At 73.3% G+C, this 17,357-nt stretch carries 18 protein-coding genes and 1 pseudogene; 11 read left to right on the forward strand and 8 right to left on the reverse strand.

The window, feature by feature from the left end; genetic code table 11:
• Nucleotides 1–107 precede the first annotated feature (107 nt).
• The 3 genes from ACQEU6_RS10060 (at nucleotide 108) to ACQEU6_RS10070 (ending at nucleotide 2,999) form a co-directional block, all read left to right on the forward strand.
• Nucleotides 108–953: an ABC transporter ATP-binding protein gene (locus tag ACQEU6_RS10060; RefSeq protein WP_499330922.1), complete on the forward strand. Its 846-nt coding sequence runs from the start codon at nucleotides 108–110 to the stop codon at nucleotides 951–953.
• A complete protein-coding gene (locus ACQEU6_RS10065; RefSeq protein ID WP_499330924.1) occupies nucleotides 943–1,875 on the forward strand; it encodes an ABC transporter permease in 933 nt (310 codons plus the stop codon). The genes ACQEU6_RS10060 and ACQEU6_RS10065 overlap by 11 nt, the downstream gene beginning before the upstream one ends.
• Before the next feature lie 68 nt (nucleotides 1,876–1,943).
• A complete protein-coding gene (locus tag ACQEU6_RS10070) occupies nucleotides 1,944–2,999 on the forward strand; it encodes an ABC transporter substrate-binding protein (RefSeq protein ID WP_499330925.1) in 1,056 nt (351 codons plus the stop codon).
• Between the two features lie 67 nt (nucleotides 3,000–3,066).
• Here ACQEU6_RS10070 and ACQEU6_RS10075 read toward each other — a convergent pair whose 3' ends face one another.
• On the reverse strand, nucleotides 3,067–3,537 hold the full coding sequence (locus tag ACQEU6_RS10075; RefSeq protein ID WP_499330927.1) for a hypothetical protein: 471 nt from the start codon (nucleotides 3,535–3,537) through the stop codon (nucleotides 3,067–3,069).
• Between the two features lie 181 nt (nucleotides 3,538–3,718).
• On the opposite strand from ACQEU6_RS10075, the gene ACQEU6_RS10080 reads away from it, so the two are divergent.
• The 6 genes from ACQEU6_RS10080 (at nucleotide 3,719) to ACQEU6_RS10105 (ending at nucleotide 9,916) form a co-directional block, all read left to right on the forward strand.
• Complete coding sequence (locus ACQEU6_RS10080; protein ID WP_499330928.1) at nucleotides 3,719–4,375, forward strand: hypothetical protein; 657 nt, start codon at nucleotides 3,719–3,721, stop codon at nucleotides 4,373–4,375.
• A 4-nt stretch (nucleotides 4,376–4,379) separates the two neighbouring features.
• Complete coding sequence (locus tag ACQEU6_RS10085; RefSeq protein WP_499330930.1) at nucleotides 4,380–5,021, forward strand: hypothetical protein; 642 nt, start codon at nucleotides 4,380–4,382, stop codon at nucleotides 5,019–5,021.
• 232 nt (nucleotides 5,022–5,253) lie between these two features.
• Nucleotides 5,254–6,510 (forward strand): IS110 family RNA-guided transposase, encoded by a 1,257-nt coding sequence (locus ACQEU6_RS10090; protein ID WP_499328903.1) that lies wholly within the window; start codon nucleotides 5,254–5,256, stop codon nucleotides 6,508–6,510.
• 176 nt (nucleotides 6,511–6,686) lie between these two features.
• Nucleotides 6,687–8,096, forward strand: a complete 1,410-nt coding sequence (locus tag ACQEU6_RS10095; RefSeq protein ID WP_499330932.1) for an aldehyde dehydrogenase family protein — start codon at nucleotides 6,687–6,689, stop codon at nucleotides 8,094–8,096.
• Between the two features lie 185 nt (nucleotides 8,097–8,281).
• Complete coding sequence (locus ACQEU6_RS10100; RefSeq protein ID WP_499330933.1) at nucleotides 8,282–9,031, forward strand: hypothetical protein; 750 nt, start codon at nucleotides 8,282–8,284, stop codon at nucleotides 9,029–9,031.
• A gap of 36 nt (nucleotides 9,032–9,067) precedes the next feature.
• Nucleotides 9,068–9,916, forward strand: coding sequence for a helix-turn-helix domain-containing protein (locus tag ACQEU6_RS10105; protein ID WP_499330935.1), 849 nt, complete (start codon nucleotides 9,068–9,070; stop codon nucleotides 9,914–9,916).
• Between the two features lie 10 nt (nucleotides 9,917–9,926).
• On the opposite strand, the gene ACQEU6_RS10110 is transcribed toward ACQEU6_RS10105, so the two are convergent.
• The 4 genes and pseudogenes from ACQEU6_RS10110 to ACQEU6_RS10125 form a co-directional block, all read right to left on the reverse strand.
• A complete protein-coding gene (locus ACQEU6_RS10110) occupies nucleotides 9,927–10,256 on the reverse strand; it encodes a DMT family transporter (protein WP_499330937.1) in 330 nt (109 codons plus the stop codon).
• Nucleotides 10,256–11,122: an LLM class flavin-dependent oxidoreductase gene (locus tag ACQEU6_RS10115; RefSeq protein WP_499330938.1), complete on the reverse strand. Its 867-nt coding sequence runs from the start codon at nucleotides 11,120–11,122 to the stop codon at nucleotides 10,256–10,258. The genes ACQEU6_RS10110 and ACQEU6_RS10115 overlap by 1 nt, the downstream gene beginning before the upstream one ends.
• 70 nt (nucleotides 11,123–11,192) lie before the next feature.
• Nucleotides 11,193–11,627, reverse strand: a complete 435-nt coding sequence (locus ACQEU6_RS10120; RefSeq protein WP_499330939.1) for a helix-turn-helix domain-containing protein — start codon at nucleotides 11,625–11,627, stop codon at nucleotides 11,193–11,195.
• A 304-nt stretch (nucleotides 11,628–11,931) separates the two neighbouring features.
• Nucleotides 11,932–12,333: pseudogene (locus tag ACQEU6_RS10125) on the reverse strand (RsbRD N-terminal domain-containing protein); the annotation flags it as partial.
• 126 nt (nucleotides 12,334–12,459) lie between these two features.
• Here ACQEU6_RS10125 and ACQEU6_RS10130 point away from each other — a divergent pair.
• Entirely contained in the window at nucleotides 12,460–13,254 is a 795-nt protein-coding gene (locus tag ACQEU6_RS10130) for a class II aldolase/adducin family protein (protein WP_499330940.1), read from the forward strand.
• On the opposite strand, the gene ACQEU6_RS10135 is transcribed toward ACQEU6_RS10130, so the two are convergent.
• On the reverse strand, nucleotides 13,223–13,768 hold the full coding sequence (locus ACQEU6_RS10135; protein WP_499330941.1) for a MarR family winged helix-turn-helix transcriptional regulator: 546 nt from the start codon (nucleotides 13,766–13,768) through the stop codon (nucleotides 13,223–13,225). The genes ACQEU6_RS10130 and ACQEU6_RS10135 overlap by 32 nt on opposite strands.
• Nucleotides 13,769–13,798: 30 nt before the next feature.
• Here ACQEU6_RS10135 and ACQEU6_RS10140 point away from each other — a divergent pair, with 30 nt between their 5' ends.
• On the forward strand, nucleotides 13,799–14,227 hold the full coding sequence (locus ACQEU6_RS10140) for a VOC family protein (RefSeq protein ID WP_499330943.1): 429 nt from the start codon (nucleotides 13,799–13,801) through the stop codon (nucleotides 14,225–14,227).
• Nucleotides 14,228–14,252: 25 nt separating this feature from the next.
• On the opposite strand, the gene ACQEU6_RS10145 is transcribed toward ACQEU6_RS10140, so the two are convergent.
• Both ACQEU6_RS10145 and ACQEU6_RS10150 read right to left on the reverse strand, forming a co-directional pair.
• On the reverse strand, nucleotides 14,253–15,686 hold the full coding sequence (locus ACQEU6_RS10145) for an ATP-binding protein (RefSeq protein ID WP_499330945.1): 1,434 nt from the start codon (nucleotides 15,684–15,686) through the stop codon (nucleotides 14,253–14,255).
• On the reverse strand, nucleotides 15,683–17,332 hold the full coding sequence (locus ACQEU6_RS10150; RefSeq protein WP_499330947.1) for an NAD(P)/FAD-dependent oxidoreductase: 1,650 nt from the start codon (nucleotides 17,330–17,332) through the stop codon (nucleotides 15,683–15,685). The genes ACQEU6_RS10145 and ACQEU6_RS10150 overlap by 4 nt, the downstream gene beginning before the upstream one ends.
• Between the last annotated feature and the right edge of the window lie 25 nt (nucleotides 17,333–17,357).

The following is a 17,357-nucleotide window of genomic DNA, read 5'->3' on the forward strand; positions in this document are numbered from 1 at the left end:
GAACGCGCAGAACCCCGGGTATCGCGTTTAACGTGGCTATTCGCGGCTTGCGAGCACATCGCGGGCAAGGGTTCCGGTGACGCGCGCCACATTCGTACGGTGCCGCCGTGTCCACATCAGCATCACCCAAGCGAGAAGGCGCCGGGCGGCCCGCCGGGCCCGTGATCGAACTGGACGGCGCCACCAAGCGCTTCCGGTCGGCGGGCGGCGTCCACACGGCGGTCCGGGACCTGCACATGGCCGTGGGGCCCGGCGAGTTCGTCGCCGTGGTCGGCCCGACCGGCTGCGGCAAGTCGACCACCCTGTCCCTGGTCTCCGGACTGGAGCCGGCGTCCGCGGGCCGCGTCCTGGTCCACGGACGGCCCGTGGACGGGATCCCCGACGGGGTCGGCTACATGTTCCAGAACGACGCCGTCCTGCCGTGGCGGTCCGTCCTGGACAACGTCGCGGCGGGCCCCCGCTACCGGGGCGCCTCCAAGCGGGAGGCCCGCGACCGCGCCCGGGACTGGGTCGCGCGGGTCGGCCTCGCCGGATTCGAGGGCTACTACCCCCACCAGCTGTCGGGCGGGATGCGCAAGCGCGTCGCGCTCGCGCAGACCCTCGTCAACGAGCCGTCCGTGCTGCTCATGGACGAGCCGTTCTCCGCCCTGGACGTGCAGACCCGCGGCCTCATGCAGGACGAGCTGCTGCGCCTGTGGTCGGGGTCCGGCGCCGCCGTCGTGTTCGTCACGCACGACCTGGAGGAGGCGCTCGTCCTGTCCGACCGGGTCGTGGTCATGACCGCGGGGCCGGCGACCATCAAGGGCGTGTTCGAGGTGCCGCTGGAGCGGCCGCGCGACGCCGAGGAGGTCCGGCTCACCGGCGGCTTCCTCGACATCTACCGCGAGGTGTGGGACTCGCTGCGCGAAGAGGTCCAGATCACCCGTGAGAGAGGAGCCGGCCATGCGGCATGAGGCGACGACGCGCGGGGCGGGGGCGGCCCCGGCCGCCGGGGCCGCCGGCCGGACCGGGCCCGCCCTGGGCGCCCCCGCGCCGGACGACCACGGCGACCGGGCCGCGATCGCGCGGCTGCGCACCGCCGGGCTGCGCCGGACCCTCGGGATCACCGCCGTCCGGGCCGCGCTCGTGGCGGCCTGGCTCGGCTCGTGGGAGCTGGCCGCGCGCAGCTGGATCGACCCGTTCTACTACTCGATGCCGTCGAAGATCTGGGAGCGGCTCGTCGAGTGGTTCACCGAGGGCACCTCGCAGGGATCGATCTGGGAGCAGATCTCGGTCACGCTGCAGGAGGCCGTCGCGGGCTTCGCGCTCGGCGCGGCCGGCGGCGTCGTGCTCGGCATCGTGCTCGGCCGCAGCCGGTTCCTGTCGGACGTGTGCGCGCCGTTCATCAAGGCCGTCAACGCGATCCCGCGCATCATCCTGGCCTCGCTGTTCATCATCTGGTTCGGGCTCGGCATGCAGTCCAAGATCGCGACAGCGTTCGTGCTGGTGTTCTTCGCGGTCTTCTTCAACGCCTTCCAGGGCGCCCGCGAGGTCGACCGGAACCTCGTCAACAACGCGCGGATCCTCGGCGCGGGACGGATGCAGGTGCTGTGGACGATCGTGGTCCCGAGCGCCACCTCGTGGATCCTCGCCTCGCTGCACTCGGCGTTCGGGTTCGCCATCATCGGCGCGATCGTCGGCGAGTACACCGGCGCCGACCGGGGCCTCGGCCTGCTCATCAACCACTCCCAGGGCACCTTCGACGCCGCCGGGATCTACGCCGGGATGATCATCATCACCGTGCTGGCCCTGCTCGCCGAGTACCTGCTCACGCTGATCGAGGGTCGGCTGCTGCGCTGGCGCCCCACCGCGTCCGGGCACGACGTCCAGCTCTGACCCGCCCCGCCCGGCCCCGCCACCGGGCCCTTCCACCCCCGTCACCCCGCACGACCAGGAGAACCGTCATGCCCAGCACCTCCGTCCGGGCGGGCGCCGCCGCGCTCGCCGCCCTCACCGCCCTGTCGTCCCTGTCCGCCTGCCGCGACTCCCGTTCCGGGTCCGGGGCGGACGGCGGCTCCGGCGGCACCGTCAAGATCATGGTGGGCGGGATCGACAAGGTCATCTACCTGCCCGCCAAGCTCACCGAGCAGCTCGGGTACTTCAAGGAGCAGGGCCTGGACGTCCAGCTGCTCACCGAGCCCGCCGGCGCGCAGGCCGAGAACGTGCTGATCTCCGGGGACGTCCAGGGCGTCGTCGGCTTCTACGACCACGCCATCCACCTGCAGACCAAGGGCAAGTGCGTGCAGAGCGTCGTGCAGATGGCGGACGTGCCCGGCGAGGCGGAGATGGTCGCGACGTCCAAGGCGGGCTCCCTGACGTCCCCGGCCGCGTTCAAGGGCAGGAAGCTCGGGGTGACCAGCCCGGGATCGTCCACCGACTTCATCACCCGTGCGCTGGCCGTGCGCAACGGCGTCAAGACCTCCGACTACACGACGGTGAAGGCGGGCGCGGGCCAGACCTTCATCTCCACCATCGAGAACGGCGGGATCGACGCCGGCATGACGACCGACCCGACCATCGCCAAGCTCGTCAGCACCGGCAAGGCCAAGGTCATGGTCGAGATGCGCACCGAGGACGGCACCCGCAAGGCGCTCGGCGGGCTCTACCCGTCCAGTTCGCTCTACATGGACTGCGCGTACGTGAAGTCGCACGGCGAGACCGTGCAGAAGCTCGCCAACGCCTTCGTCAGGACGCTCGGCTGGATCAGGCAGCACAAGGCGGCGGAGATCGCGGCGAAGATGCCGAAGGACTACGCGGGCGGCGACCCCGCGCTGTACGAGAAGGCGGTCGGCGACTCGATCAGCATGTTCAACGGGGACGGCGTGATGAAGCCGGACGCCGCCGAGAACGTCCTGAAGGTGCTGGCGCAGTTCTCCCCCGAGGTCGCGGAGAAGAAGGGCCAGATCAACCTGGCCGACACCTACACCACGCAGTTCGTCACCAAGGCGAAGCAGGGCTGACCCGCTCCCGCCGGAGCCGACCGGACGCCGCGGCGGCGGGCCGGGCCTCGCGTGGAGGCCCGGCCCGTCAGCGTCCGACGGCGGAGTGGAAGTCCGCGTCGGCCGGATCCTCCCGGCGGCCCGAGCCCCAGCGCCGCGGCGCCCAGGCGGGCATCAGCAGCGCGAGCCCCATCATCCCGTACACGCCGGACCCGAGCAGCATGCGCAGGCCGAAGTCCATGTCGCCGGCCGGCGGCACCCGGCCGGGCAGGTCCAGGGCGCGGCCGGGGTCGGCCAGGAAGTAGGCGGACGCGCCGAGCAGCGCCAGCGCCGGCACCAGCGCGACCAGCGGCGACGCCCACCGCGCGACGATGATCACGCCCATCACCAGGCCCACGGCGGCGAGCAGGGCGAACGCGCCGTAGATGCGCGTGCGGTCGGTGATCTCCTGTCCGGTGCCGTCGAAGGACTGGCCCGCCTGGACGTACCCCCAGGCCGCGCCGTACACCAGCGCCGGGGTCAGCAGGACTCCGAGGACGAGGCCGAACGCGTGGCGCACCGCGCATCACATCCATTCGAACGCGCCCGCCGCGGGGCGCGGGATTCCGGTAGCGCCCCAATCAGAACACGCGCGCCGGTGACGGCGCAGGAAATCCGTACCGTTTTATGGCGGTTCGTTTTGAACGCCTTTGGCTGGGCATCGCGGTCTCATTCGATCCGGCAGCACGTTGGAGGAGACAATGTCGACCGCGATAGGGGTCGTCGTCGCCGTGGTGGTCGTGGCCGTTCTCGCCGCGGCCGGGTACCTCGTGATGGCCCGGTCCCGCACGGCGCGGCTCAGGCGGCGGTTCGGCCCCGAGTACGACCGGGTCCTGGAGCGCCAGGGCGGCCGCGCGGCCGCCGAGCGGGAGCTGCGCTCCCGCGAGCAGCGCCACGAGGAGCTGGAACTGCGCGACCTCGACCCCCGGCGCCGCGAGGAGTACCGCGAGCAGTGGGTCCGCGTCCAGGAGCGCTTCGTCGACGCCCCCGAGGCGGCGGTCGAGCAGGCCGACCAGCTCGTCACGGTGGTGATGGGCGAGCGCGGCTACCCGACGCACGGCTTCGAGGAGAAGGTCGCGCACCTGTCGGTCGAGCACGGCCGCACAATGGACCACTACCGGCGGGCCCACACCATCAGCGGGAGGGCCGCGACCAAGGAGGCGTCCACCGAGGACCTGCGCCAGGCCATGGTGCACCACCGCGCCCTGTTCGAGGAGTTGCTCGCCCCGCACGGCGAGGCGCACCACGGCGGGGAGCACGGCACGAAGAACCCCGCGGAGCGGCGCGCCGACGAGCCCGCCGCCCCCGTCGGCCCGGCCGCCGGGCACCGCGGCGACGACCCGACCACGAGGAGCTGACCCGATGGAGCACAGGCGAACCGAGCCCGGAACGCCCGCGGCCGCCGGGCCGCTCACCGGCGGGCGCGCCCCCGCCGCGGGAACGGCGGAACCCGGGACGACCGACGACCGGCGCGTCGCCGGGCCCGCCCCGGCCGCCCCCGGAGCGCCGGAGCCGGGGACCGTGCCCGACACGGTCCCGGACCCGATCCCGGCCGGCCGCGGCGCGGACCGGCCCGAGACCCCCGTCAGGGAAGCGGGCGCGACCAAGCCCCCGAGCCGGGGGGCCTCGGCCCGGGACACCGACCCGGTCGGGACGCCCGTCCGGGCCGCGGAGCCGAAGCACGCCGCTCACGGGAAGCCGGGCACGGCTCCCGGCGCCGCGGCCGGCGGCGTCCAGGAGAAGCTGATCGCCTCGACCGAGGCCGAGCGGTTCCGGGAGCGGTGGCACGCGGTCCAGGCCGGCTTCGTCGACGACCCCGGCGAGTCGGTGCGCCAGGCGGACGGCCTCGCCTCCGAGGCGGTCGACGCCCTCGGGCGCGCGCTCGCCGCGCACCGGCGCTCGCTCACCGGGGCGCTGGACGGCGGCGCGCCCGCCGACACCGAGCGCCTCCGGCTGGCGCTGCGCGGCTACCGCGACCTCCTGGACCGCATCTTCGCCGCCTAATGAGAGCTACCGGGTCACTCCAGTCGCTGGAGGAGACTCGGGTCCGTAGCCGCCGTCGAGTGAGCACCCGTTTCACCAGGGAGCAGTTGAGCCCTTGAAGCAGATCGTGCCCTTGCCGGTGGCCGGAAGAACCGACCGCCGATGGGATGTCGTCGCCCGGCCGATACGCCGTGAGCACTTGATCATTAGGTCGCTGGGGTTCTTTCGCAGGCTCGCATTGATAGGGAGATCCGTGAAGCTGTTCGTCGGCGACGACTGGTCCGAAGACCGCCATGACGTGGAGATCCAGGACCCCGCTGGACGCCGTCTGGCCAAAGCCCGGCTGGACGAAGGGGTGGCCGGTGTCGCGCGACTCCACGAGCTGATCGCCGCGCACCTGCCCGAGGACGCGAAGGCGGCCCAGGTGGAGATCGGAATCGAGACCGACCGCGGACCGTGGGTGCAGGCGCTGCTGGCTACTGGCTACCAGGTGTTCGCGATCAACCCGTTGCAGGTCGCCCGCTATCGGGAACGTCACAGCGTTTCGGGCGGAAAGAGCGACACCGCCGACGCGCACACGTTGGCGGACATGGTCCGCACCGACTCCCACCAGCTGCGCCCGATCGCCGGAGACACCCCGCAAGCTGCCGCGATCAAGGTCGTCGCCCGCACTCACCAGACCCTGATCTGGGAGCGCACCCGGATCATCCTGCGACTTCGGCACGCGCTGCGCGAATACTTCCCCGCCGCGTTGGCCGCCTTTCCCCAGCTTGCCGAGCCCGAGGTCCTCGAACTTCTCCTGGCCGCTCCGGATCCTCAGACCGCCGCCGCCTTGACTGCGGCCCGGATCAAGTCGGCGCTCAAAAGAGCACGCCGTCGCGGCATCGACGCCAAGGCCCAGGCGATCAAACAAGCGCTCAGGACCGAGCAGCTGACCCAGCCACCGGCGGTGGTCGCGGCCTACGCCGCTGCCGTCCGAACTCACGTGGCGCTGTTGCTCACGTTGAATGAACAGATCGCAGCCATGGCGACGCAGGTCGAAGCCTCGTTCATGCAGCACCCTGACGCCGAGATCTACCTGTCCCAGCCCGGCCTGGCCACCGTGCTCGCCGCCCGGACACTCGGCGAATTCGGCGATGATCCCGACCGCTACGCCACCGCCAAGGCGCGCCGCAACTACGCCGGCACCAGTCCCATCACCCGCCAATCCGGCAAGAAGAAGGTCGTCTCAGCCCGCTACATCCGCAACGACCGGCTCGCCGACCCCCTCATGAGACAAGCGTTCACCGCCATCCGCACCTCACCCGGAGCGCGCGCCTACTACGACAAGCAGCGCGCACGCGGCCTCAGCCACTTCCCAGCCCTGCGTCAGGTCGCCAACCGCCTCGTCGGAATCCTGCACGGATGCCTCAAGAACGCTACGCCCTACGACGAAGCAATCGCCTGGTCCAACCAGGCCGCCCTTGAGACACCGACACCTCCAGGACGTCGACCAGCGCATGCAGCTTGACATCCAAACGACATGGGATGTCTGACCTCTCGAAACGGGCGCCCCCGCGGATCCCGCGGGGCGCCCGTCGCCGTCCGGGATCACGGGACGGCCGGGTCAGGGCCCGGCCGCTCGTCAGGGAGGCGGCGAAGGTGAATACTGAATCTCGTTCGGTATCCCCGTGAGCGGAGGACAAGGTGTCCGAGAACTTCTCGATGACCATCGACGGCCGGGCCGTGACCGCGCCCGGCACCTTCGGCGTGATCGATCCGGCGACCGGTGAGGTGGCCGAGCAGGCGCCCGACGCGTCCCGGGAACAGCTCGACGCGGCGATGGCCTCGGCGCACGCCGCCTACGCCGAGTGGCGCCGCGACGAGGCCGCGCGCCGCAAGGCGCTGCTCGCGGCGGCCGAGGTCATGTTCGCCAGGTCCGAGGAGATCGGCCGGATCCTCACGCTGGAGCAGGGCAAGCCCCTGGCCGACGCGACCATGGAGGTCGTCGGCGCGGGCGTGTGGCTGAAGTACTTCGCCGACCTCGAACTGCCCCGCGAGGTCATCCAGGACGACGCGAGCGCGCGGGTGGAGGTCGTGCGCCGCCCCATGGGGGTGGTCGCGGCGATCACGCCGTGGAACTACCCGCTGCTCCTGGCGATCTGGAAGCTGGCCCCGGCGCTGCTCGCGGGCAACACGATGGTGCTCAAGCCGTCCCCGTTCACCCCGCTGTCCAGCCTGAAGCTCGGCGAGGTGCTGCGCGACGTCCTGCCGCCGGGCGTGCTGAACGTCGTCACCGGCGGCGACGAGCTCGGCGCCTGGATGACCGGGCACGACGTGCCCCGCAAGATCAGCTTCACCGGCAGCGTCGCGACCGGCAAGCGCGTCGCGGCCGCCGCGGCGCCCGACCTGAAGCGCGTCACGCTGGAGCTCGGCGGCAACGACCCGGCGATCCTGCTGGACGACGCCGACCCGGCCGCCGTCGCCGACCGGCTCTTCGGCGCCGCGTTCCAGAACAACGGGCAGGTCTGCTCGGCGATCAAGCGGGTGTACGTCCCGGAGTCGCTCTACGGGGACGTGGTGGACGCGCTCGCCGAGCGGGCCAGGGCCGCGCGGGTCGGCAACGGGATGGACGAGGGCGTCCAGTACGGGCCGATCAACAACCGGCCGCAGTACGAGCGGGTCGGCGAGCTGGTCGCCGACGCGCTCGCGGGCGGCGCCCGCGCGGCGGCGGGCGGCCGGCCGATCGACGGGCCCGGCTACTTCTTCGAGCCGACCATCCTCGCCGACGTCTCCGACGGAACCCGGATCGTGGACGAGGAGCAGTTCGGCCCCGCGCTGCCGATCGTCGAGTACACCGATCTGGAGGACGCCGTCGCGCGCGCGAACGGCACCCACTTCGGGCTGTCCGGCTCGGTGTGGGGCGCCGACGCCGACCGGGCCGCGGAGGTCGCCGGTCGGCTGGAGTGCGGCACCGCGTGGGTCAACACCCACCTGGCCCTCGCCCCGAACCAGCCGTTCGGGGGGTTCAAGTGGAGCGGCGTCGGCGTGGAGAACGGCCCGTGGGGCCTGTACGGGTTCACCGAGCTCCAGGTGATCCACCGCTCGAAGGCCTGAGCACGTCCGGTAGGGGCCCGGGGCGAGCCGCCGGGCCCCTACCCCTTTTCGGTGCGTCCCACATGAGCGGAAAGGCACGACTTCGAAGTGAGAAAGTAATGCCGCCGCTACTGGCGGCCTGATCCCGGAATGGGACACTTTCTGGACGGGGGCGTGGATCACCGCACCGACCGTGGAGGAGCCGGATGGACACCTGGGACGTCATGCGGCGGGACGACCTCGGCGACGTCGTCCGCGTCGCGGTGCACGACTCCCGGGTCTCCGCGCTGGCGCAGGTCATGGTCCTGGAGAGCGACGTCCGGCACCGGGCGACGTACCGGGTGGACGGGCCGCCGGGCCCGGCCGTGCGCACCAACCGCGATCTGTACCTGGTGTTCCTGCAACTCGGCCAGGAGGCGAGGGCGGCCTCGTGGTCGCTGTCGGCGTTCCTGCGCTCGCTGTGGAAGGTCGGCGCCGCGCTCGCCGACCGGCCGCGGCTGGAGCCCGACGACGTGGCGGCGATGTTCGCCGCGGCCGCCACCACGCCGCCCGCCGCCTTCGACCCCGCCTGGAGCGGCAAGGACCTGTCGCTGCCCGGCGACGAGCCGGACGGGTACGCCGACTGGGAGCGGGTGCTGCTCTCCCAGATCGCCGACCTGGAGGACTTCCTCGCCGCTCCCCCGGGCCCGCAGGCCCGGTTCGGCGTGGAGGCGCCCCGGCCCCCCGGCTCGGGCGCCCGCGCCACCCCGGCCCGCTGGTACAACTTCGATCCGGCGACGTACCTGGAGTGCGCGGTCGCGGGCAGCCTCGGCGGCTGGGACGCGGCCGACGGCGCCCGGGTGCCGCTCCCCCCGGCCCCCGGCGAGCCGCCGGCCCGCTCCTACGTCCGCACCGTCACCACGATGAGCTGGACCGATCTGGCCCGCATCGCCGTGTGCGGGCAGATGTACGAGTAGCCCGTCCTGTCCTCCTCAGGTGGTAGGACTGGCACCATGGGCGACAGGCCGGTCGAGTTCAGCGACCTGGGCGGCTGGTGCCGGGCGCGGGGCCGCCCGCATCCCGCGCTGCGCCCGTTCCTGCGCGCCTACGACGGCTACTGGGAGACGGAGGCCGTGCCGTCCCGGATGCGGACCCTGCCCACCCGCACCACCGTCATGATCCTCAACCTGGGCCCGCCGCTCCACCTGGAGGTCCCCGACCCGGGGGTGCGCGACCGCGCGTACGGGTCGTTCGTCGCGGGAATGCACGACGGCCACGGCATGTACCTCAGCCCCGGCGGGCAGCGCGGCATCCAGCTGGACGTGACGCCGCTCGGCGCCTACACGCTGCTCGGCGTCCCGATGGCGCGGCTCACCAACGCCGCCGTCGACCTGCCCGACCTGCTCGGCCGGGAGGCGCGGACACTGGTCGAGCGGCTCGGCGACACGCGAAGCTGGGCCGCGCGGTTCGCCCTCCTGGACGCCTTCCTCCTGCGCCGCCTCGACTCCGGCCCGGTCCCCGACCGGGAGGTGGTCCGGGCGTGGCGGCTGCTGGACGGGGACCCCGCGGTACCGGTCGCCGACATCGCCGCCGACGTCGGCTGGAGCCGCAAGCACCTGACCCACCGGTTCCGGGAGCAGGCCGGGCTGCCGCCCAAGGTGATGGCGCGGGTGCTGCGTTTCCAGCGCGCCGTCGGGCTGCTCCAGGACGGCGCCGGGCTCGCCGAGGCCGCGTTCACCTGCGGCTACTACGACCAGGCCCACCTCAACCGTGACTTCCGCGCCCTGTCGGGCTGCACGCCGACCGAGCTGATCGGCGGCCAGCTGGAGCAGCAGCGCGTCTCCACGCTGGGCGAGGCCTGAGCCAGGCGGGTCAGCCCTGGTGCACCCCGCCGCCCAGGTTCATCACGACGACGCCGAGCACGATGATGACGGCGCCGGCGATGGTCGCGGGTCTGACGGGCTCGTCGAACAGCAGCACGCCGCCCGCGAACGCGCCGATCGTGCCGAGCGCGGACCAGATGGCGTAGACGGGCCCGACGTTCAGCGACGTCAGCGCCTTGGCCATGAAGACGAACGAGATCAGGTACCCGGCCACCACGATCAGCGACGGTCCGAGCCGGGTGAAGCCCTCGCTGGCGCGCATCGCCAGCGTCGCCGTGACCTCGAAGGCGATCGCGAGGCCGAGCAGGACGAACGGCATCAGCTTCCGTCGCCGTGCTCGGCGGCGATCGCCTCGAAGACCTTCGTGTCCGCCGCGAACGGCGAGCCGGGGCGGGGCCAGTGCAGCGCGATCTCGGTGATGCCGAGTTCGGCGTAGCGGCCGGCCAGGTCGGCGAACGCGCCGGTCGACTCCAGCCAGGGCTCCTCGTTGAAGCCCGTCAGCAGGACGAGGTCGTCGAGGCGGCGGCCCTCGGCGTCGCACGCGGCGCGCAGGGCGTCGAGCCGGGAGCGGACGATGCCGTACGGCTCGTCTCCCTCGCCGTGGGCGCTGGTCACCCAACCGGTGCCGTGCCGGGCGGCGACCCGCATCCCGCGCGGCCCGTTCCCCGCGATGACGAGCGGCACGCGGGGCCGCTGGACGCAGCCGGGTTCCTGCACGACCTCGCGCGCGGTGTAGTACTTCCCCTCGAACGAGGTCTCGGGGGCGGTCAGCAGGCGGTCGAGCAGGTCCACCCACTCGGCGAAGCGGGAGGCGCGCTCGTCCGGGCTCCAGTCGTCGCCGACGATCCCGGCGTCGGACGCGCGGCGCGTGCCGCCCGCCCCGACGCCGACGGTCAGGCGCCCTCCGCTCACGTGGTCGATCGTCTTGATCGCGTGCGCGGTCGGCACGGGATGCCGGAAGTTCGGCGAGGTCACCAGCGTGCCGATCCGGACGCGGGAGGTGACCGCCGCGGCGGCGGCGAGCGTGGTGTACGCGTCGTACCAGGGCGTCGTGCCGCGCCAGGCGATGTGGTCGTACACCCACGCGTGCCGGAACCCGAGGTCCTCGGCACGCCGCCACAGCTCCCCGGCCTCAGGCCAGGACTGCATGGGCCACATCACGGCGCCGATCCTCGGTGCGGTCACCGGCTCCTCCGTTCTCTCCGGCGTCCCCCGCGGAACGCCCCCACCCATAGATACATGCCGCCGCGGCCGCTCACGCCCCGGACCCCGCAAGCCAGCGGTGCAGGGCCCACCACCAGTTCGCGGTGCGCGACACGGCCGCGCCCGCCGCGGGATCGAGCAGCGGCCGCCCGGCCAGCTCCTGGAAGCGGCGGATCCGGTACTTCACGGTGTTGCCGTGGACGTGCAGCGCCTCGGCCGTGGGCTCGATCCGGCCGCCGTGGTCGAGGTAGGCCAGCGCGGTCTCGGCCAGCTCCCGGTGGAACGGCTCCCCGGGGTCGAGGCCCGGCAGCAGCGCGGCGGCGAGCAGCCCGCCGAGCTCCGGCTCGGCCTCGGTGGCGGTGAGCAGCGCGAGGTCGGCCAGCTCCCGCATCCCGGTGAGCCCGGCGGCGGCGCCCGCGCGCAGCGCCCGCCGCCCGAGCGCGTACATCGGGGCGACCTCGCCGGGGCGGACGGGCGGCGCCGCCACCAGCAGGGGGCCGGCGCCCCGCGCCCGCGGGGCGAGGGAGCCGGGCGGCGAGGGCCGCGAGCCGCCCGTCGACGAGACCGCACAGCCCCGGCCCGGCGGCGGTGAGCGCCGCCTCCAGCCGCCCCGCCACGGCCGGGTCGCTGACGTCGGAGACCACGCAGTGGTAGGCGGCGCGGGCGTCGAGCGGGGCGAGCACGGGGACGGCCTCCCCGTGCAGCAGCTGCCGGAGCATCTGGAGGCGCCCCTCGCGCACGGTCCGCGCCATCTCCAGCTCGGCGACCCGGTGCGCGTGCACCATCCGCTGCACGAGCGCGGTGGTGATCTCGTCGATGCGGGTCACGCCGTCCAGCAGCGCCGCGTCCGGGACCCCCATCCGGCGGCCGTCGGTGACGAGCGCCCGGACGAGGTGGGCGCGGCCCGCCTGGAAGCCGTCCAGGAACGCCGCGACGGGCACCCCCTGCCGGGCCCGGTCCGCGCCGAGCCGCTCCGCCGCCGCGAGGACGTCCTCGCTCGGCTCGCCGTCCTCCAGCGCGGCGAGCACCCCGCGGACCAGGGCGCGGGTGTGGCGCCTGGTCTCCTCCTCCGGCAGCGCGGCCACCAGCTCCGACCGGCCGCGGGCGGCGCGGACCGTCGCCTCCAGCAGCACCGGATCGTCGGTGTGCTCAAGCAGCAACCGCAGGAACCGATCGCCCGGACTGGGCCTCATCCCCCCATTGTGCGTCCTGGTTGTCCCTTCCGGACAACCAGGACCGCGGCATTGGGCGCCGCCGGTCTAGCCGGCCGGCCGGGCCATGGTGTTCGGTGGTCGTGAGACGAGCCCGAGGAGTGAGCGATGTCCGACGAGGAAGAGTTCCTGGAGAAGCTGCCGACCGACCTGATCTTCCGGCTGCCGCCCACGTTCGACGACGTCGCGGACGAGCGCCGGCACCGCAAGGAGCGGCTCGCCGCGGCGCTGCGCGTCTTCGGCAAGTTCGGCTTCGAGGAGGGCGTGGCCGGGCACATCACCGCCCGCGACCCCGAGCGCACCGACCACTTCTGGGTGAACCCGTTCGGCATGTCGTTCAAGCACATCCGGGTCAGCGACCTGATCCTGGTGAACCACGAGGGCAAGGTCGTCGAGGGCCGCTACCCGGTCAACGAGGCGGCGTTCGCGATCCACTCGCAGGTGCACCAGGCGCGCCCGGACGTGGTGGCGGCCGCGCACAGCCACTCCACCCACGGGCGGGCGATCTCGGCGCTCGGCCAGAGGCTGGAGCCGATCACGCAGGACGTGTGCGCGTTCTACCAGGACCACGGCCTGTTCGACGACTACACCGGCGTCGTCACCGACCTGGAGGAGGGCAAGCGCATCGCCGCCGCCCTCGGCGGCCACAAGGCCGTCATCCTGCGCAACCACGGCCTGCTGACCGTCGGCGACACCGTGGACGCCGCCGCCTGGTGGTTCATCACGATGGAGCGCTCGTGCCAGGTGCAGCTGCTGGCCAAGGCCGCCGGGCAGGTCGTCCCGATCGAGCACGACAACGCCGTCCTGACCCACGAGCAGATCGGCAACGACCTCGTCGGCTGGATCAACTACCAGCCCCTCCACGACCAGATCACCCGCGAGCAGCCCGACCTGTTCGAGTAGGCCGCCCGTCCCCCGGCCCCGGCGCGCCCGGCGGAGCCGGGGCCTTCGCGTCCCCCGGCCGCGCCCGCGGGTCGTGGTGGGCGAGCAGGACGCGGGCGATGCGCTCGAAGGCGGCCCGGTCGTCCGGGGTGAGCGGCGCCAGCAGCTCGGCGTCCAGCTCGGCCGCGCGGCGGGTGACCTCGTCCAGCTCCGCGCGCCCCTCGGAGGTCAGCTCGACCACGTAGCGGCGGCGGTCGGCCGGGTCGCGCTCGCGGCGGACGAGCCCGGCCCCCTCCAGCCGGCCCACGACCTCGACGAGGTCGCTCGGGTCGATGCGCAGCCGGACGCCGAGGTCGCGCTGCGAGGCGGGTGCGGCGTCGTCCAGCGCGGACAGGACGGCGAAGTGCCAGAGGCCGAGCCCGTGCTCGTCCATCATGCGGCCCATCCGGGCCCGTCCGGCCCGCCCGACCCGGGCGAGCACGAACGCGGTGATCCCGAGCAGGCGGGGCGGCAGCGGCCCGGCGTTCTCGTCCATCCGCCTATTGTAGGGTTACCCCAATCATTGGTGAATACCCATGAACAGGGGACGGCGATGGACGGGCTGTATCCGCGCCTTCTGGTGGACGACTTCCGCGCCTGCGCGGGCTTCTACGAGGCGGCGCTCCGCGCGCTGCTCGGGATCGAACCGGTCAAGCTGATCCCGGAGGCCGAGTACGCGAACTGGGACCTGCGGGGCGAGGCCGCGCTGGTCGTGATGGGGCGCTCGCGCATGGCGGAGGCCGCCGGAACCGCCGGCCTGCCCGCCCCGTCCGGGCAGGACGGCTCGATGCTGGTGTTCCGCGTGGACGACGTGGACGCGGCGTCCGGGACGCTCCGCGGGCTCGGCGCCGTCCAGGTCGCCGAGCCGCGGGACCGCCCCGAGTGGGGGCCCGGGCTGCGCACCGCCCATCTGCGCGACCCCGGCGGGAACCTGCTGGAGCTCCAGTCCTACTGAGCGGGAGTCCCCGTGAGCGGGAGTCCTACCGAGCGGGCTCGCCCGCGGGCTCCTCGGCGGGCCCGGCGAGCGGGAGCAGCACCTGGAACCGGGTGTCGCCGGGCAGCGACTCCACCCGGATGTCGCCGCCGTGCCGTCCCGCGACGATGCGCCAGGAGATGTCGAGGCCGAGCCCGGTGCCCTGCCCGACCGGCTTGGTGGTGAAGAACGGCGTGAAGATCCGGTCGAGGTCCTCCTCGGGGATGCCGGTCCCGGTGTCGGCGATCTCCACCAGCGCGTAGTCGTCCTCGCGGGCGGTGCGGATCGTCAGCGTGCCGCTGCCCTGCATCGCCTGCAGCGCGTTGACGATCAGGTTCGTCCACACCTGGTTCAGCTCGGCCGCGTAGACCGGGACGGGCGGCAGCGCCTCGTCGTAGACGGTCTTGACCGTCACGCCGTCCCCGAACTTGCGCTTCAGCATGGTGAGCGTGCTGTCCAGCAGCTCGCGCAGGTCGGTGAGCTGGTAGGGCGCCCGGTCGAGCTGGGAGTACTGGCGGGCCGAGTCCAGCAGGGCGGTGATGCGGCCCATCGCCTCGGAGATCTCCGCCTGGAGCTGGGTCACCTCCATCACCTCGGCCAGCCAGCGCGTCGCGGCGGGCAGGTGGCCGCCCGCCGCCCGCTCGACCTCCTCGGCCTGCTCGACGCCGATCCCGGCGGCCACCAGGCCCGGCGCGAGTTCCCACGCGTCGCCGACGCCGTGCTCCTCCAGCCAGTCGCCGAGCTCGTCCTCGGCGTCGCTGACCTCCAGCGGGCTGCGGCGACCGCCGGGCGCCGCGGGCAGCGCCGGGCGCAGCGAGACGAGCGCGCTCAGATGGGTGCAGTCGACGCCCTGCGCGGCGAGGTCGGCGAGGCTCTTCTGCGCGCCGATCAGCCGGTCGCCGAGCTCGGCGCTGGCCCGCGCCGCGGCGGCGGCCGGGTTGTTCAGCTCGTGCGTGAGGCCCGCGGTGATCGTGCCGAGCGCGGTGAGGCGCTCGCGCTGGTCGACGACCCGCCGCGCGTTGGTCATCCCGAAGAAGATGCCCTCCAGCAGGTGCGTGGCCATCGGGAACCACTTGCGGACCATCTTCGCGAACTTGTACGCCGGCAGCACGAAGACCCGCGAGGGGCGCGTCGCGCGCAGCGAGTGCTGGTACCTCTGCTCGATCTTGTCGCCCAGGTACGCCTGCACGGCCCCGCCGTAGGTGCCGGGCCTGTCGGTCCGGCTGACCTGCGCCACGTGGCCCCGGACGTTCTGGGTCATCACCATCTCGCCGTCGAGCAGCACGTAGAGGAACTCGGCGGCGTCGCCCTGGGCGCAGATGATCCCGTCCTGGGGGTAGGCCGCGACCGTCCCGCAGGCCGACAGCCAGCCGAGCTTCTCGTCGTCCAGGTTCTCGAAGAGGAACAGCTCCCGCAGCTGCTCCGGTGTGGCGGTGCTCATGCCTGCTCCAGGTAACGGTGGACCAACGCGACGGCCATCGCGCCGTCGCCGACCGCGGACGCCACCCGCTTCATCGACTCCGAGCGGACGTCGCCCGCCGCGAACACCCCGGGGACGCTGGTCTCCAGGTGGTAGGGCTGGCGGCCGAGCTGCCACCCCGCGGGGCGGCGGCCCCCGCCGACGAGGTCGGGCCCGGTCAGGACGTACCCGCGCGCGTCGCGCTCGACGAAGCCGTCCAGCCAGCCCGTGCCGGGTTCCGCGCCGATGAACACGAACAGCCAGTGCGCGTCGATGGTCTTCTTCCCGCCCGGCCACGCGAACGTGAGCCGCTCCAGCCGGTCGGCGCCCTCCGCCGCGCACACCGTCTTGCCGGTGTGCACCTCGATGTTGGGCGTCGCCGCGATCTGCTCGACCAGGTAGTGCGACATCGACTTCTCCAGGCTGCCGGCCCGGACGATGATGTGCACCTTCCGCGCGTACTTGGCCAGGTGGACGGCCGCCTGGCCCGCGGAGTTGGCGCCGCCGACGACGGCGACCTCCTCGTCCGCGCACGACGGAGCCTCGGTGAGGGCGGCGCCGTAGTACACGCCGCGCCCGACGAAGTCGTCCACGCCCTGCGCGTTGAGGCGCCGGTAGGAGACGCCGGTGGCGAGGATGACGGCGTGCGCGGCGATCTCCGAGCCGTCCGACAGCCGCGCCACCCGGGCCGTGCCGCGCGACTCCAGCGCGGTGACCTCGCCCGCCTGCAGCAGCTCGGCGCCGAACCGGTCGGCCTGGCGGCGGGCCCGGTCGGCGAGCTGCGCGCCGCTCACCCCGTCGGGGAACCCGAGGTAGTTCTCGATGCGGGAGCTCTGCCCGGCCTGGCCGCCGAGGGCGCGGCGCTCCACGACCACCGTCTTCAGGCCCTCGGACGCGCCGTACACGGCCGCGCCGAGCCCGGACGGGCCTCCGCCGACGACGATCAGGTCGTAGAAGCCGGTGGACGGGGTGCTCGGCAGCCCGACCGCGGCAGCCAGCTCGGCGTCGGACGGAGCCGACAGCGTCCCCCCGTCCGCGGTCACGATCAGCGGCAGCTCCGGGCACGCGGCCGCCGCGACCAGCTGCGCGCCCTCGGGGTCGCCGTCCATCAGCCAGGTGTAGGGCACCTGGTGGCGGGCCAGGAAGTCGCGGACCTCGTAGCAGCGGGCCGACCACCGGTGGCCCACCACCCGCAGCTCGCCCGGCGGGCGCCGGTCGACGCGCGCCCAGGCGTCCAGCTGCTCGTCGATCACCGGGTAGAACTTCTCCTCCGGCGGGTTCCACGGCTTCAGCATGTAGTGGTCGAGGTCGACGTCGTTGATCGCGCGGATGGCCGCGTCGGTGTCGGCGTAGGCGGTGAGCAGGATCCGGCGCGCGAACGGGAACAGGTCCATGGCGCGTTCCAGGAACTCCACGCCGTCCATCCCGGGCATCCGGTAGTCGGCGAGCAGCACGGCCGTGTCGTCGCCGCGCAGCCGCAGTTCGCCCAGCGCCTCCAGGGCCTGCCCGCCCGACTCGGCGCGCACGATCCGGTACGCCTCGGCGTACCGGCGGCGCAGGTCCCGTGCCACGGCCCGGGACACGCCCGGGTCGTCGTCGACCGTCAGCAGCACTGGTTTGGACAACATGTCCCCCTCCATCCGGCACAACCCC

Origin of the sequence: Spirillospora sp. CA-108201 (assembly GCF_050936235.1) — a bacterium.
Taxonomy (GTDB): domain Bacteria; phylum Actinomycetota; class Actinomycetes; order Streptosporangiales; family Streptosporangiaceae; genus Spirillospora.

Coding starts and splice junctions, on each gene's coding strand:
- ACQEU6_RS10065 (WP_499330924.1), top strand. CDS start 943: ATGCGGCATGAGGCGACGACGCGCGGGGCGGGGGCGGCCCCGGCCGCC.
- ACQEU6_RS10070 (WP_499330925.1), top strand. CDS start 1,944: ATGCCCAGCACCTCCGTCCGGGCGGGCGCCGCCGCGCTCGCCGCCCTC.
- ACQEU6_RS10080 (WP_499330928.1), top strand. CDS start 3,719: ATGTCGACCGCGATAGGGGTCGTCGTCGCCGTGGTGGTCGTGGCCGTT.
- ACQEU6_RS10085 (WP_499330930.1), top strand. CDS start 4,380: ATGGAGCACAGGCGAACCGAGCCCGGAACGCCCGCGGCCGCCGGGCCG.
- ACQEU6_RS10100 (WP_499330933.1), top strand. CDS start 8,282: ATGGACACCTGGGACGTCATGCGGCGGGACGACCTCGGCGACGTCGTC.
- ACQEU6_RS10105 (WP_499330935.1), top strand. CDS start 9,068: ATGGGCGACAGGCCGGTCGAGTTCAGCGACCTGGGCGGCTGGTGCCGG.
- ACQEU6_RS10110 (WP_499330937.1), bottom strand. CDS start 10,256: ATGCCGTTCGTCCTGCTCGGCCTCGCGATCGCCTTCGAGGTCACGGCG.
- ACQEU6_RS10130 (WP_499330940.1), top strand. CDS start 12,460: ATGTCCGACGAGGAAGAGTTCCTGGAGAAGCTGCCGACCGACCTGATC.
- ACQEU6_RS10135 (WP_499330941.1), bottom strand. CDS start 13,768: ATGGACGAGAACGCCGGGCCGCTGCCGCCCCGCCTGCTCGGGATCACC.
- ACQEU6_RS10145 (WP_499330945.1), bottom strand. CDS start 15,686: ATGAGCACCGCCACACCGGAGCAGCTGCGGGAGCTGTTCCTCTTCGAG.
- ACQEU6_RS10150 (WP_499330947.1), bottom strand. CDS start 17,332: ATGTTGTCCAAACCAGTGCTGCTGACGGTCGACGACGACCCGGGCGTG.